Genomic DNA, 14137 nt, shown 5'->3' with positions numbered 1-14137 from the left:
TCCGCACAAGGCTCAAAAGAGCAACGGCGAGCGCTTTACTTGATTTGACTTAGTTTAATGTCGTTGAGATTAAGGCTTGAGCACACTTTGGCTCTCTACTACCTGCGTTTGGCTATAGTCCTTAGGTCTAGAGTTCGACAAGGTCACACCACTTAAGGCTTCGGCGGTTAAGGTGTTATTGCCGTTCAATAAATCATTCAAAGTTCCAGAGTCGCCATTCACTAACCCTAACTCCCTGAGCATGGCATCGATAACAGGCGCATTGGCGCGATAGTTTAACGCTGCACTGGTCACTTGCTCTGCGATGCCACCTTGATGGTGAGCACCTTCGCCACCCGCAGCAAATTGATGACCTGCACCATAACCTTGAAGAATCTTAATACCTTCGATGTTTTCTAACGGCTTAACGGCTTGGGCCACAATTTCAGGCAAGGCCTTCAAAATGGCGAGGGATTTTTGCAGGGCAATCTGCTCATCACTCAAGACGTTTTCAGCTTCGTAAAGCGCTTGTTTACCTGCTGCTTCAACGGCATACACTTTTTCATCCGCTTCGGCCTGCAGTTTTTTCGCATCGGCACTGGCGCGCGCTTCAATCAGAATCGCACTCGATCTGTCTTCAGCGGCACGTTTCTCAGCTTCGGCCTGCACTGTTACGCCGACTGCATCACGCTCAGCTTCCTTACGGGCATCAATCACTTCAATCTCTTTGCGACGATTAGCTTCTGCCACTTGGCGCGCTGTGATTACCGCTTCTTCTTTTTCAACTTTCAGTTTTTCGGCTTCAGCTGCACGGGCACGAGCTGCTGATTCTTCTTCAGATTTGGCCGCTACCGCAATGCGTTTTTCCTGCTCAGAAACTTCGATATCCCTTTGCTGTTGAATGCGCGATTGCTCAATCGACTTATACTTTTCAATCTCACGGGTTTCGATATCTTTGGTCTTTTCGATTTCAGCGGTTTCAATGGCGCGCTCTTTGGCAATCTCGGCTTCGCGTTCTTCACGAGCCTTGTTTTCTTTCTGCTTAATAATCTCCGCTTTTTGATCGGCGCGTTTAAATTCTAACGACTGTTGCTGGATCAGGCGCGCTTCTTCTTCCGACTTTTCAATCTCTAGGGATTCCTTTTCAGCTTCGAGGTTACGCTGCTCGATCTTAATGCGGTTTTCCTGCTGAATATCGTTGGTTTCCTTGCGCTTCTCTTCGATAATCTTCGCCAGACGCGCACGACCTTCGGCGTCAAATGCGTTGTTTTCATTAAAAAACTGCAAATCAGTTTGATCGAAACCCGTTAATGAAACCGATTCGAGTTCGAGACCGTTTTTCTCCAGATCGTTGGCGACGTTATTTTGCACCCGTTGCACAAAATCGGCACGCTGCTCATGCATTTCTGTCATGGTCATTTCGGCGGCCACGGCACGCAGCACGTCAACAAACTTAGACTCCATCAGCTTTTTAAGCTCTTCAACGCGGTTTGTACGCGTGCCTAAGGTTTGTGCTGCCATTGAAATACCATCGGAATGTGGGGCTACACGCAAGTAGAAATCGGCCTTCACATCGACACGCATTCTGTCCTTAGTGATCAGCGCATCTTTCTGGGTTTTCTCCACTTCGATACGCAAAGTGTTCATGTTTACCGAGATGGTTTCATGTAATACAGGCAACACAATAGCGCCGCCATCTTTAATGATTTTCTCACCACCAAAGCCGGTACGCACAAAGGCCATTTCTTTGGTTGCACGTTTATATAACTTGGCGAAAATTAACCCGATCACAATGAGGCCGAGTAGCACCATACCCGCAACGAGCAAAATAAAACTACCGGATGAACCTATGTTTGTTAACACATCCATTTGATTTCCTTTCAATTGATTTATGGCTTGGGAAGATTAATTATCAAAACGCGTAGCAGACCAGACGCGGCCTTCTCGCTTAAGCAGCACGACTTGAGTGCCTGAGGCAAACTCGATATCCGAAGTTTCGGGCTCGACTAAAACGTAATGTTTTTGTTGATGTTTATCGCGAACGACAGCTTCAGAGGGCATGCCTTTAATTGCGCAACCTAAGGTGATAGTGCCGACATAGCCGCTAAGATCATCTAGCGAGATCGCACTCGATTCATTTTTAGGCAAATGATCTGCAAGCACTCGACCAAAATAACGGCAAGAAAATGCACTGGCGACAATAGCAATGGGTAAAGTGAACAGTTGCGGCAGTAAAAAATCGGCAACACTAACACTGATAAAATTGACGATATAACCCGCAATCGCAAAACTGGTCAGCGCAAGCACAAACCAAATAAGTAATGGGAGTCTATTTAGACACAGCCAACCGGCAATGCCCGTGAGTCCACCCGCACCCACATCAGCATCATATTCCACATCAGCAGGTACCCATTGGTCTAACGCACTTAACATGCTTAAACCTATGAATAATGCGAAGACTTCAAACACACCAAGGGCCAGTACGCAGGCAAAAGCTATGGTGTAAGGTAAATTAGGCTGTTCAACTAAAAACGCCCACATAGTCATCTCCTTGAACAATACAGCATTCCATTTATTTCACTGTAATTATCGACTTAACCACAACAGAATAGCAAGGCAAGCACAATTTCCAAACTAAAAATTGTCCCTAAAACAGATTTTGACTATGCTCTGCTGCGCCAAAATCGCGTGGCCATCTTCGCTACGAGTACCCTATCGAAAACCACTTTAACACTACAACTCCCTTTTTAGCTTAGCCCGCGAGAGCTGCAAATAGCCGTAATCGCCATATATGGCGTGGATGCCATTTATTCAAGAGCAATAAATGGCCTTGCCTCAAGTGCGTTACTATAGCGTTAATATCAGCCCACTGAGTCCTGCATCTTCAGGTTGTTTGAGTATACTGTTGACGTCATTGTATGATCATCCTGTTATTGTTATTTATTCGCGCAGGATTTGATGCGCCAGAAGGGAAATTCCATGGACTCACCCAAGAGCAAAGTACCAACACCAAGTTACGATAAACTGACAGCACATTTTCAAAAAATTTCTCACTTTGAACATTTCAGCGCTCTAGGTGACTGGGATCAAGCAGCTATGATGCCTATGGGCGGTAATAGCGATCGCGGCGATGCAATGGCTGAACTGGCGCGACATATCCACACACTCAAAACCTCAACCGTCTTAGCCGAACACTTACACGGCGCGACGGACGAATCTCTCACAACGGAACAACAAGCCAACCTGCGGGAAATGCAGTACCAATATCAACAGGCAAATTTAGTGCCCGGCGATCTCGTGCAAGCCAAAACTAAAATGGCCTATCAATGTGAGAATGCGTGGCGTGAACAACGTAAAAATAATGACTGGCAAGGCTTTAAACCAAACCTTAAAGCCGTAATTGCACTTGCTAAGGAAGAAGCGCAGATCCGCGGCGAAGCCCAGAATATTTCCCCCTATGATGCCCTGCTCAATAAATTTGAGCCGGGAATGACCTCGGCAAAGCTAGAGCAAACCTTTGGCGGACTGAAAGATTGGCTACCGACACTTATCCAAGAAGTGCTGGCTAAACAGGCAAACGAGCCTAAGTTAACGCTAAATGGTCCCTTCGATGTTAGCGCGCAGCAAGCCCTTGGCCGAGACGTAATGGATTTTCTGGGGTTTGACTTTAACCACGGTAGGCTGGATATCAGCAGCCATCCATTCTGTGGCGGCGTGCCAAGCGATGTGCGGATAACGACCCGCTACAATGAGGCTGATTTTAGCAGTGCTATCATGGGCATAGTTCATGAAACAGGCCATGCCAGATACGAGCAAGGTTTACCTCAAGCGTGGCGCGGACAACCTGCAGGACTGGCGCGTTCTATGGGTATCCACGAGAGCCAGAGTCTATTCTGCGAAATGCAACTCGGGGCAAATCCGGCATTTTTACGCCAATTGCAGCCTAAAATTGCGCAACATCTTCATTGTCATTTTAGCGCCCAAGAATTAGCACAGCATTACACCCGCGTAGCGCCCGGACTGATCCGCGTCGATGCCGATGAAGTCACCTATCCTTGCCACATTTTACTGCGCTTTGAGGCAGAAAAAGCCTTTATCGACGGCAGCTTAACCGTAGAGGATTTGCCTGATTTTTGGTCGACGCAGATGCAACAACTACTGGGGATTAATACCGATGGCAACTACCTAGACGGTTGCATGCAGGATATTCATTGGGCCGTTGGTGAACTAGGGTATTTCCCAAGTTACACCTTAGGCGCCATGTATGCCGCCCAATGCCGTTTTGCGATGGAAAAAGCCTTAGGGCCAATTGAAACCCTAATCGATACAGGCAAGTTGAACTCGGTATTCCAATGGCTGAGTGAACACATTTGGTCTAAGGGATCTTTGCTCACAACCGATGAACTGATACGCCAAGCAACGGGCGAAACCCTAAATGGTCAATATCTTGAGCGTCACCTGCGCCAACGATATCTGGGCATTTAACCGCTGCTAATGCTTAAAAGCGCTGAAAGCTCAGTTTATACGGGTTTTAAAGCGCTTTATATTGCCGCTGGAGCCTGCATTTTAACGCTGCTTGAGGTTATAATGCCGAGCTTATTTGAATCAGGACTCTTTCCACGGAGTTCCTTCAACAGAACTCTTGAAACAGGATAAATGTCGGCCATGTTACTGCGTGCAATCACCCCAGAGGATTGGGATGCCATTTTAGCGATCCAAGACGAGTGTTACTCACAACTGGATCCTGAGCCACTGCACGTACTGCAAAGTAAATGGCAGGTATCACCTCAGTCCTGTTTTGTGTTCGAAGTGGATAAGTCGGTTGTCGGTTATTGCTTGGCTCACCCTTGGACCGCCAATATGCCGCCCGCGCTATATCAGCCCATCACACATTTACCCAAGGCTGATACCTTATACCTACACGATATTGCGATTTCGGCCAAAGCCCAAGGTTTAGGCGCCGGCGCTAAGGCGCTGACCCGCCTAACACTATTGGCGGATCGCTATAATCTCAATTCCTTATCCCTCGTAGCCGTACAAGGTGCCGACAGCTATTGGCTTAAAATGGGTTTTAAACCTAAGGCAATCGATAAATGCCTTGGCAGCTATACTGACGATGCTATGTATATGATTTATAAATTTAATCATAGAGATGAAAAATGAATCCAACCCTAACCACTATCGGTTTACTTTGCTTAAGTAATATTTTTATGACCTTTGCTTGGTACGGGCATTTGAAAACGCTAGGCTCAAAACCTTGGATTATTGCGGCCTTAGTGAGCTGGGGTATCGCCCTATTTGAATACTTGCTGCAAGTGCCTGCTAACCGTATCGGCTACACAGTAATGAATGTCGGCCAGTTAAAAATTTTACAAGAAGTCATCACCTTAAGTTTGTTTGTCCCCTTTGCCTATTTCTATATGAAAGAACCATTGAAGCTCGATTATCTGTGGGCAGGACTGTGCATCTTAGGTGCTGTGTATTTTATTTTTAGAAGTGAATTTAATTAATTTCAGACTTATTTCAGGAGAGCTCCCCCCCATGGCCCGTCAAGTCACTTATACCTTCAAAGGTAAGACGAAAACTATCGCCTTTAGCTACGACAAACACCATGATTTATATGAAGCTGTGGCCGAAGCCGAAGGCATAGATCTGACCAAATTTTTGGCTATGGAACAACAAGTCGCCATGACATCTCGTAAAGGTGCCAAGGCTGAAAAAGAATTCAGGAAAGTAGAGTTTGCCCGCTTTGGTTTTAGCAATATCCACTTTGTCAGAGATGAAGAACCTGAAGCCTAGGCTAATGTATTAATTGTTTTTTGTATTAGCTTTAAGCACTTCAATAACAGGACACTGTAATGCTCAATACCGAACATGCTAATTTCCCCCGCGCAGGATTCTTCCGCCGCCTAGGCGCTGCAATTTACGATTCGATGTTAGCCGTGGCCGTCTATATGGTTGCGGGCGCAATGGGCTTTGGGATTTTCTACGGCCTCACCGCTTCAGGACTGGCTGGCATGAATGGCTTTGAACATGTCTCAGATGCACTCAATGGCACGCCGGTTTATCAGGGAATTTATCAACTCTGGCTTGCCTTGTGTGTCGGCACTTTCTACGCATTATTCTGGAGTAAGGGCGGTCAAACCTTAGGGATGCGCGCTTGGCGGCTTAAAATTCAACATCCTAATGGCCAAAACTTAAGTCTAATCACTGCCTACGCTCGCATCATTTGGTCACTGCTCGGCATTGGCAATTTATGGATTTTAATCAATGATGATAAGCGCGCACTGCAGGATATGATGACTCGCTCAGAAGTTGTCGTGCTGTCTAAAGAAGCCAACCAAATGCGTAACTGGCATGGGGCATAAGTTTATTCTTAAGTAAATCCGAAATACAAAAAACGACGCAAAAGCGTCGTTTTTTATGGACTATTTTTATGGACTATTCTTAATTGACAAAATCCGGAGTAAGAAGTAATAAGCTGCGTATCATCGCCGGATAAAGTAGAAGGCAACGCCAGTAAACAACAAGCTTGGCGCAACAGCCCCCACATAAGCGGGTAGCTCATACACTATACTCATTGGGCCAAAAATCTCATTACTGATATAAAAGCTAAAACCTGCTACGACCCCAAGTAATACGCGCGCGCCCATAGTCACTGTCCGCAGCGGACCAAATACAAACGACAGTGCCACTAACATCATCACTGCGACCGTCACGGGCTGCATCACCTTGCGCCATAAAGCAAGCTCATAACGGCTGGGATCTTGACTGTTAGTTTTAAGGTAATCAAGATAACCGACCAGACCACGTATAGATAACGCCTCGGGTTTAATCGACACTACGCTGAGCTTATCTGGCGTTAAACTTGATTGCCATTGGTCTTCTTCAAGATACTCAAGCACGACTTTTTCATAGCTTAAATCGGTACGTTTAACGTCAAATAAACGCCAGCGATCTTGGGAAAAGACCGCTCGGTCTGCGTGAACTACATTGGTGAGCTTAAGTTCGCTATTGAATTTATAAAGCGTGATATTGCTGAGTTTATTGATGTTTTCAACTTCACCAATATTAACGAACAAATCACCATCCTTTGCCCAAATTCCACGATGGGACTTAATTAAACTCCCACCAGAGAGTTTAACAGCTTGCAACTCATTGGCTTTTTGCTCAGCAATCGGTGCGCCCCACTCTCCTAAAACCATCACCAATAACATCAAAGGCACAGCAGTTTTCATCGCCGACATAGTGATCTGCAAACGTGACATGCCAGAAGCTTGCATCACCACAAGTTCGGAATTCGATGCCAACATTCCCATACCAATCAAAGCGCCTAGCAAGACGGCCATAGGGAAAAACATTTCAATATCCCGTGGCACTAAAAATAAAACATAGATGCCAGCATCCATCATGCTGTAGGTGCCACGGCCAACTAAACGCAGCTGATCAACCCATTTGATGATGCCCGACAAACCAGTCAACACCAGCAAACAAAGCGCTGAAGTGCTTAACAATATTCTGGCGATATAAAGGTCTAATATCTTCATGCTGCCACCTTCTTATAGGCAAACAAGGACGATATACGACTGAAAATAGGCCTATCTTTGCCGAGCAAGAATAACCCCATCAAGAGCGCAGAAACATGGATCCACCACATACCTAAATACAGTGGAATAATCCCATCTTGCAATGCCTTACGTCCCGCGACCATTAGCCCAAAATAGCCAAGATATAAAAGTACTGCTGGGAACATCTTAGCAAACTTACCTTGGCGCACATTCACCCGCGCCAACGGCACAGCAATTAGTGTCATAATTGGAATCGCGAGCGGGATAGCAAGACGCCAGTGGAATTCAGCAGCGGCTTCAGCACCTTCAATTTTCACGAGTTCATCAACGGGCAATGCAGATAACTTACGGCGACGCTCATCAACTTGCTGCTCTTTAATTTGCATTTTATAACCACCAAATTCGATCATTTGGTAGTCCTTCGCCTTCGGGCTGCCTTGATAACGCACGCCGTCATTCAAGTTCAATTGTTGAGCACCTGAACTATCTTCCTGTACTCGTCCACCTTTAGCCACCACGACATTGGTCACGCCAGTTTCATCATCAGGATCTGGCAACTGGGCTACAAACACTTTATCTAACTCGTTATCTTTACCAATACGCTCAACAAATAATACCGCGCGACCATTGGGACTCGCCTGAAAACGCCCTTGGATTAAGGCGGCAAGACCCGCTTCAGACTGGGCTTTTTCGAGCACTTGGTTTTGCTGTTCTTCTGCCCAAGGAGCAACATAAAGGGATAAATAGCCAGTAAACAGCATATTGATCACGGCGAGGATCAGCGTTACGCGGGTGACATACCACTCACTGACCCCAACACCGTGGAGAATGACCATTTCATTTTCGGAATACATACGGCCGTGGGCCAGTAAAATACCCAAGAACAAACTTAACGGCAGCACTAAGATCACCAGATAAGGCAAGTTAAGCCCAATCAGAGTCATGATTAAAGAGGCGGGAAAATCGCCGTCGGAGGCATCGGCCAGTATACGCACGAAATGCTGGCTAATAAAAATAGTTAACAGCACTAAAAGTACCGCAATTTGTGCCTTTAAAACTTCTCGAATAAGGTATTTAAATACAATCACAGGCAGGATCCGGTCTCTAAACTTATCTTTTTGCTGGTAACAGACTAACTTTCATGTAAACTGTTTACTTTTGATAGTTTTCTGACCAGCTTCAGGGGTTCTAGGTAAACTTAACGTCACGAAATGCGTGACTCAAGCGCCGAGAATAAATCACCTTTGGAGTAATAACTTAGGCCCTTTTCGGGACAAGCAGACATTATCCAATAAATATAAAAATTTGTCTTTAAGAATCTAGGAGTGCTCATGGAGTTTAGCGTAAAGAGCGGTAGCCCCGAAAAACAACGCTCAGCCTGTATCGTGGTCGGTGTTTATGAACCCCGTCGTCTGTCGGGTATCGCGGAGCAATTAGATAAAATTAGCGAAGGTTATATCAGTAACCTACTGCGTCGCGGCGATCTGGAAGGTAAACCTGGCCAGATGTTATTGCTGCACCATGTTCCTAACGTATTGAGTGAACGTGTATTATTAGTGGGTTGTGGCAAAGAACGAGAACTAGACGAACGCCAATACAAACAAATCATCACTAAGACAATCAACACCCTTAACGAAACGGGTTCAATGGAAGCGGTTTGCTTCTTAACTGAACTGCACGTGAAAGGACGCGATACGTATTGGAAAGTACGTCAAGCGGTTGAAACCACTAATAGCAGTCTTTATAGCTTTGATGCCCTGAAGACCCGCAAAGGTGAAACTCGCCGTCCACTGCGTAAATTAGTGTTTAATGTCCCGACTCGCCGTGAATTAACTTTAGGTGAGCGCGCCATCGAGCATGGTATGGCAGTATCTGCTGGCATGCATTTATGTCGCGATGTAGCCAACATGCCACCGAACATCTGTAATCCAGCCTATTTAGCTTCTCAAGCTCGCCAAATGGCTGAAATACACGACACTCTGCATGTCACCACTATTGGTGAAGAGCAAATGGCCAAACTGGGCATGAACTCATACCTTGCAGTCGGTCGCGCCAGTGCCAATGAATCCATCATGACTGTGATGGAATACAAGGGCGCTGTCGATAGCACAGAAAAACCAATCGTATTAGTCGGTAAAGGGTTAACCTTCGACTCGGGTGGTATTTCATTGAAACCTGGCGAAGCCATGGACGAAATGAAGTACGACATGGGTGGCGCAGCAGGTGTTATCGGCACCATGAAAGCCATCTGTGATATGAAGTTACCTATCAACGTTGTGGGTATTCTGGCTGGCTGTGAAAACATGCCATCGGGTAATGCTTACCGTCCAGGTGACATTCTGACCACTATGTCAGGTCAAACCGTTGAAGTGTTAAATACCGATGCAGAAGGCCGTTTAGTCCTATGTGACGTATTAACCTATGTTGAGCGTTTCGATCCTGAATTGGTTATCGATACTGCAACCCTGACTGGTGCGTGTGTGATTGCCCTTGGTAAACACGCATCGGGTCTGTTCTCATCGCATAACCCTCTAGCACACGAGCTATTAAGTGCCGGTGAGCAAAGTGGTGACCGCGCATGGCGTATGCCATTGTGGGATGAGTATCAAGATATGCTCGACAGCCCATTTGCTGACATGACCAACTTAGGTGGCCGTCCTGCTGGAGCTATCACAGCTGCATGTTTCCTTTCGCGCTTTGCTAAAAAGTACAACTGGGCTCACTTAGACGTTGCGGGTACAGCTTGGAATAGCGGTGCTAACAAAGGTTCTACGGGTCGTCCAGTGCCACTATTGACTCAGTTCCTGATCAATCGTGCTGGTGTTGAACTCGGCGAATAACCGACTATCCGGCCTTAGTGTGTTAAAGGCTCGATAAATGAAAGGCGAAGATTTCATCTTCGCCTTTTTTATTTTCTTAATTTAATCAGAAAATCGATTTCCTGAATAAGAACTTGAATAAAAAACTGAACAACTAATGGTTTTAGAATAATTTTTCAAAGAGTTATAGCTCTACCCTCTTCATCTCCAACGGTTTGAAAGCATCCCATTAAGTCCAGCCAGACAGTGATAGATAAAACCTCACCGTAAGGTTTGCCCTAAGCATTAACCCATACTGACTTTTAGTGTAAACTGCTGCTCTCGTTCGCCACTAAAACAAGTGAAGCAAGGCATTGAAATCATGACTCAAGTGCTGTTTTATCTTATGCCGCCAGTGGCATCGCCTGCCAAAGCCAAGGCTGATTCACCTGTTGAAACCGCGAATGCGAACCCTGCACTTTGCGAGATGCATCTTCTGGCATGCCAACTGGCGCAACAGGCTTTTGTGAAGCAACAATGGGTCTATATCCATTGCCAAGATAAACAGCAAGCCCATGCAATTGATGAACTTTTATGGCAGTTTGAGCCAAGTGCCTTTGTACCTCATAACCTCAAAGGTGAAGGCCCGATGACGGGATCGCCGGTAGAAATTGGTTTTGATCGCCTCGGCGCCAACAAAAGTCGCCAAGTTCTGATTAATCTTGCAGACCAAGCGCCCCCATTTGCGGTAAACTTTGGCCACATTATCGATTTTGTTGCCAATGACGATCAGCATAAAGCGGTCGCTCGCGAACGTTATCGACAGTATCGCGGCTTAGGGGTCAATTTACAGACCCAAGACTTAGCAACACATCCACTTAATTAGTTTGAGACAGACACGTTCCCATGGAAAAAACATACGATCCGCAGTCCATCGAGCAAACGCTTTACCAAAACTGGGAAGAGCAAGGTTACTTCAAGCCACACGGCGATGAATCCAAAGGCAATTATTGCATCATGATCCCGCCACCTAACGTGACGGGCAGCTTGCACATGGGCCACGCCTTCCAAGACACCATTATGGATACCTTGACCCGTTACCAACGGATGAAAGGCAAAAATACCCTATGGCAAGTCGGTACTGACCATGCGGGTATCGCCACCCAAATGTTGGTTGAGCGTAAGCTTGAAGCCGAAGAAGGTAAAAATCGCCATGACCTAGGTCGCGATGCCTTTATGGATAAAGTGTGGGAATGGAAAGCGCAATCGGGCGGCACTATCACTAAGCAGCTACGTCGTATGGGCGCTTCTGTAGATTGGGACCGCGAGCGTTTCACTATGGACGAAGGCTTGTCCAAGGCAGTGCAGGAAGTGTTTGTACGTCTGTACGAAGACGAGTTGATTTATCGCGGTAAGCGTTTGGTCAACTGGGATCCAAAGCTGCACACAGCTATCTCTGATTTAGAAGTGGAAAGCAAAGAAAAACAGGGCCACATGTGGCATCTGCGTTATCCACTGGCCGACGGTGAACTGACAGCCGATGGTAAAGACTATTTAGAAGTCGCTACCACGCGCCCAGAAACCATGCTCGGCGACAGTGCGGTTGCAGTGCATCCCGATGATGAACGCTATCAAGCGCTGGTCGGTAAGTTTATTCTGTTGCCGATTGTTAACCGCCGCATTCCTATCGTGGCCGACGATTACGTCGACATGGCCTTTGGTACTGGCTGCGTGAAGATCACCCCGGCCCATGACTTTAACGACTATGAAGTCGGTAAACGTCACAACCTACCCATGTTCAACGTGCTGACCTTAGATGCCGCCATTCGCGTGAGCGCCGAAGTGGTGAACTCTGACGGTACCTTTAACAAAACGCTCGATGGCAGCCTGCCTGAACGCTTTGCCGGACTTGACCGTTTTAAAGCGCGCGATGCTATCGTCGCTGAATTTGACACTTTAGGGCTGCTCGAAAAAATCGCGCCGCACACCTTGAAAGTGCCTTACGGCGATCGCTCCGGTGTGGTTATCGAGCCAATGCTGACCGACCAATGGTATGTAGCTGTTGCGCCAATGGCGAAAACCGCTATCGAAGCCGTTGAAAATGGCAGCATTAAATTTGTACCACAACAATACGAGAACATGTACTTCTCGTGGATGCGTGACATTCAAGACTGGTGTATTTCGCGTCAATTATGGTGGGGGCACCGCATCCCAGCATGGTACGACGAAAATGGCAAAGTCTATGTCGGCCGCAACGAAGCCGATGTACGTGCTAAGCACAATATCGCCGACTCGATGACATTACGCCAAGACGAAGACGTACTGGACACTTGGTTCAGCTCAGCCCTGTGGACTTTCTCGACCTTAGGTTGGCCTGACAATTTAGAAGATTTAAAAACCTTCCACCCAACCGACGTGTTGGTGACAGGTTTTGACATCATCTTCTTCTGGGTTGCCCGTATGATCATGATGACCATGCACTTCATCAAAGATGAAGACGGCAAACCACAAGTCCCGTTCAAAACCGTGTACGTAACCGGTCTTATCCGCGATGAAGCGGGTAACAAAATGTCAAAATCTAAAGGTAACGTACTCGATCCATTAGACATGATCGACGGTATCGGACTTGAAGATTTAGTTGAAAAACGTACCGGCAACATGATGCAGCCACAACTGGCCGCCAAGATTGAAAAGAGCACTCGCAAAGAGTTTGCTGACGGTATAGAAGCCCACGGCACTGATGCACTGCGCTTTACGCTTGCGGCAATGGCATCAACGGGTCGTGACATCAACTGGGACATGAAGCGCTTAGACGGTTACCGTAGCTTCTGTAACAAGTTATGGAACGCCTCACGCTACGTGCTGATGAACACAGAAGATCAAGATTGCGGCCCAGGCTCACCAGAGCACAAAGGCGGCGAGATGGAACTCTCGTTGGCAGATCGCTGGATTATTGGCTTGTTCAATCAAACCGTTAAGACCTTTGACGATCACATGACAGCCTACCGTTTCGACTTAGCGGCCAATACCCTGTATGAGTTCACTTGGAACCAGTTCTGTGACTGGTACTTAGAGTTAACCAAACCGGTATTGCAAAACGGCAGCGAAACGCAAATGCGCGGCACCCGTCACACCTTAGTGACAGTGCTCGAAGCGATGCAACGCCTGATGCACCCTATGATGCCGTATATCACTGAAACCATTTGGCAGCGCGTTAAACCGTTAACCGGTGTCACTGGTGATACCATTATGCTTGCGCCGTTCCCAACATTTGATGCCGCTAAAGTCGATAGCGCAGCAATGGCCGATTTAGAATGGGTTAAGCAAGTGATCGTCGCGGTGCGTAACATTCGCGCCGAACTGAACATTGCCCCATCTAAACCGCTAAATGCCCTACTTCGTGGTGTTAGCGCGCAGGATAAAGCCCGTGTAGAAGCGAACCAAACCTTCTTCACTACGCTTGCCCGCTTAGAAAGCATGACCATTTTAGCCGATGGCGAAACTGCGCCTATGTCGACCACAGGTTTGATTGGCGAAATGGAGCTGCTGATCCCTATGGCAGGCTTAATCGATGTCGCCGCCGAAATGGCCCGTATCGACAAACAGCTTGAAAAGCTCGGCCAAGAGATCGCTCGCATCGAAGGCAAATTGTCGAACCAAGGCTTCGTGGCAAAAGCCCCTGCCGAGGTTATCGACAAAGAGCGCGCTAAGATGGCCGATCTCAAGCGTGACATGGACAAGCTCAACGAACAAAAATCTGAGTTTGCTAAGTTAGAAGCTTAAGCTTCTCAT

The 14137-nt window shown here is 46.9% G+C and carries 12 protein-coding genes; 8 read left to right on the top strand and 4 right to left on the bottom strand.

Annotation, left to right across the window (positions count from 1 at the left end; genetic code table 11):
- Positions 1–69: 69 nt before the first annotated feature.
- Together HUB64_RS18340 and HUB64_RS18335 are read right to left on the bottom strand one after the other, a co-directional pair.
- Positions 70–1848 carry a flotillin family protein gene (locus tag HUB64_RS18340; protein ID WP_173243524.1) on the bottom strand — a complete coding sequence of 593 codons (1779 nt, stop codon included), beginning with the start codon at positions 1846–1848 and terminating at the stop codon, positions 70–72.
- Positions 1849–1884: 36 nt separating this feature from the next.
- Positions 1885–2520 carry a YqiJ family protein gene (locus tag HUB64_RS18335; protein ID WP_173243521.1) on the bottom strand — a complete coding sequence of 212 codons (636 nt, stop codon included), beginning with the start codon at positions 2518–2520 and terminating at the stop codon, positions 1885–1887.
- A 438-nt stretch (positions 2521–2958) separates the two neighbouring features.
- On the opposite strand from HUB64_RS18335, the gene HUB64_RS18330 reads away from it, so the two are divergent.
- The 5 genes from HUB64_RS18330 to HUB64_RS18310 all read left to right on the top strand — a co-directional run bounded on the left by HUB64_RS18330 (position 2959) and on the right by HUB64_RS18310 (position 6347).
- Positions 2959–4464, top strand: a complete 1506-nt coding sequence (locus HUB64_RS18330) for a carboxypeptidase M32 (protein WP_173243518.1) — start codon at positions 2959–2961, stop codon at positions 4462–4464.
- 180 nt (positions 4465–4644) lie between these two features.
- Positions 4645–5142 (top strand): GNAT family N-acetyltransferase, encoded by a 498-nt coding sequence (locus HUB64_RS18325; RefSeq protein WP_113939489.1) that lies wholly within the window; start codon positions 4645–4647, stop codon positions 5140–5142.
- Positions 5139–5489 (top strand): DMT family protein, encoded by a 351-nt coding sequence (locus HUB64_RS18320; RefSeq protein WP_006082592.1) that lies wholly within the window; start codon positions 5139–5141, stop codon positions 5487–5489. Before HUB64_RS18325 ends, HUB64_RS18320 begins: the two co-directional genes overlap by 4 nt.
- Before the next feature lie 31 nt (positions 5490–5520).
- Entirely contained in the window at positions 5521–5778 is a 258-nt protein-coding gene (locus HUB64_RS18315) for a DUF2960 domain-containing protein (RefSeq protein ID WP_006082593.1), read from the top strand.
- A gap of 59 nt (positions 5779–5837) precedes the next feature.
- Positions 5838–6347, top strand: coding sequence for an RDD family protein (locus tag HUB64_RS18310; RefSeq protein WP_131523600.1), 510 nt, complete (start codon positions 5838–5840; stop codon positions 6345–6347).
- Between the two features lie 120 nt (positions 6348–6467).
- Here the strand turns inward: HUB64_RS18310 and lptG are convergent, their stop codons facing one another.
- Together lptG and lptF are read right to left on the bottom strand one after the other, a co-directional pair.
- Complete coding sequence (gene lptG / locus HUB64_RS18305) at positions 6468–7526, bottom strand: LPS export ABC transporter permease LptG (protein WP_105251819.1); 1059 nt, start codon at positions 7524–7526, stop codon at positions 6468–6470.
- Entirely contained in the window at positions 7523–8635 is a 1113-nt protein-coding gene (gene lptF / locus HUB64_RS18300; RefSeq protein WP_173497554.1) for an LPS export ABC transporter permease LptF, read from the bottom strand. Before lptF ends, lptG begins: the two co-directional genes overlap by 4 nt.
- 243 nt (positions 8636–8878) lie before the next feature.
- Between lptF and pepA the strand changes: the two genes are divergently transcribed.
- The 3 genes from pepA to HUB64_RS18285 all read left to right on the top strand — a co-directional run bounded on the left by pepA (position 8879) and on the right by HUB64_RS18285 (position 14128).
- Positions 8879–10387: a leucyl aminopeptidase gene (gene pepA / locus HUB64_RS18295; protein WP_006082597.1), complete on the top strand. Its 1509-nt coding sequence runs from the start codon at positions 8879–8881 to the stop codon at positions 10385–10387.
- Positions 10388–10727: 340 nt separating this feature from the next.
- Positions 10728–11231 (top strand): DNA polymerase III subunit chi, encoded by a 504-nt coding sequence (locus HUB64_RS18290; protein ID WP_131523599.1) that lies wholly within the window; start codon positions 10728–10730, stop codon positions 11229–11231.
- A gap of 20 nt (positions 11232–11251) precedes the next feature.
- The gene (locus tag HUB64_RS18285; RefSeq protein WP_173243512.1) at positions 11252–14128 is read left to right on the top strand and encodes a valine--tRNA ligase; all 2877 of its coding nucleotides are present in this window, start codon (positions 11252–11254) and stop codon (positions 14126–14128) included.
- Positions 14129–14137: the final 9 nt, after the last annotated feature.

Source organism: Shewanella sp. ISTPL2, assembly GCF_013283205.1.
Taxonomy (GTDB): domain Bacteria; phylum Pseudomonadota; class Gammaproteobacteria; order Enterobacterales; family Shewanellaceae; genus Shewanella; species Shewanella oncorhynchi.
This window is presented reverse-complemented; position numbering and strand designations above follow the sequence as displayed.

Excerpts from the sequence above, each read along its gene's own strand:
- HUB64_RS18340 (WP_173243524.1), bottom strand. The coding sequence starts at position 1,848 with ATGGATGTGTTAACAAACATAGGTTCATCCGGTAGTTTTATTTTGCTC.
- HUB64_RS18335 (WP_173243521.1), bottom strand. The coding sequence starts at position 2,520 with ATGTGGGCGTTTTTAGTTGAACAGCCTAATTTACCTTACACCATAGCT.
- HUB64_RS18330 (WP_173243518.1), top strand. The coding sequence starts at position 2,959 with ATGGACTCACCCAAGAGCAAAGTACCAACACCAAGTTACGATAAACTG.
- HUB64_RS18325 (WP_113939489.1), top strand. The coding sequence starts at position 4,645 with ATGTTACTGCGTGCAATCACCCCAGAGGATTGGGATGCCATTTTAGCG.
- HUB64_RS18320 (WP_006082592.1), top strand. The coding sequence starts at position 5,139 with ATGAATCCAACCCTAACCACTATCGGTTTACTTTGCTTAAGTAATATT.
- HUB64_RS18315 (WP_006082593.1), top strand. The coding sequence starts at position 5,521 with ATGGCCCGTCAAGTCACTTATACCTTCAAAGGTAAGACGAAAACTATC.
- HUB64_RS18310 (WP_131523600.1), top strand. The coding sequence starts at position 5,838 with ATGCTCAATACCGAACATGCTAATTTCCCCCGCGCAGGATTCTTCCGC.
- lptG (WP_105251819.1), bottom strand. The coding sequence starts at position 7,526 with ATGAAGATATTAGACCTTTATATCGCCAGAATATTGTTAAGCACTTCA.
- pepA (WP_006082597.1), top strand. The coding sequence starts at position 8,879 with ATGGAGTTTAGCGTAAAGAGCGGTAGCCCCGAAAAACAACGCTCAGCC.
- HUB64_RS18290 (WP_131523599.1), top strand. The coding sequence starts at position 10,728 with ATGACTCAAGTGCTGTTTTATCTTATGCCGCCAGTGGCATCGCCTGCC.
- HUB64_RS18285 (WP_173243512.1), top strand. The coding sequence starts at position 11,252 with ATGGAAAAAACATACGATCCGCAGTCCATCGAGCAAACGCTTTACCAA.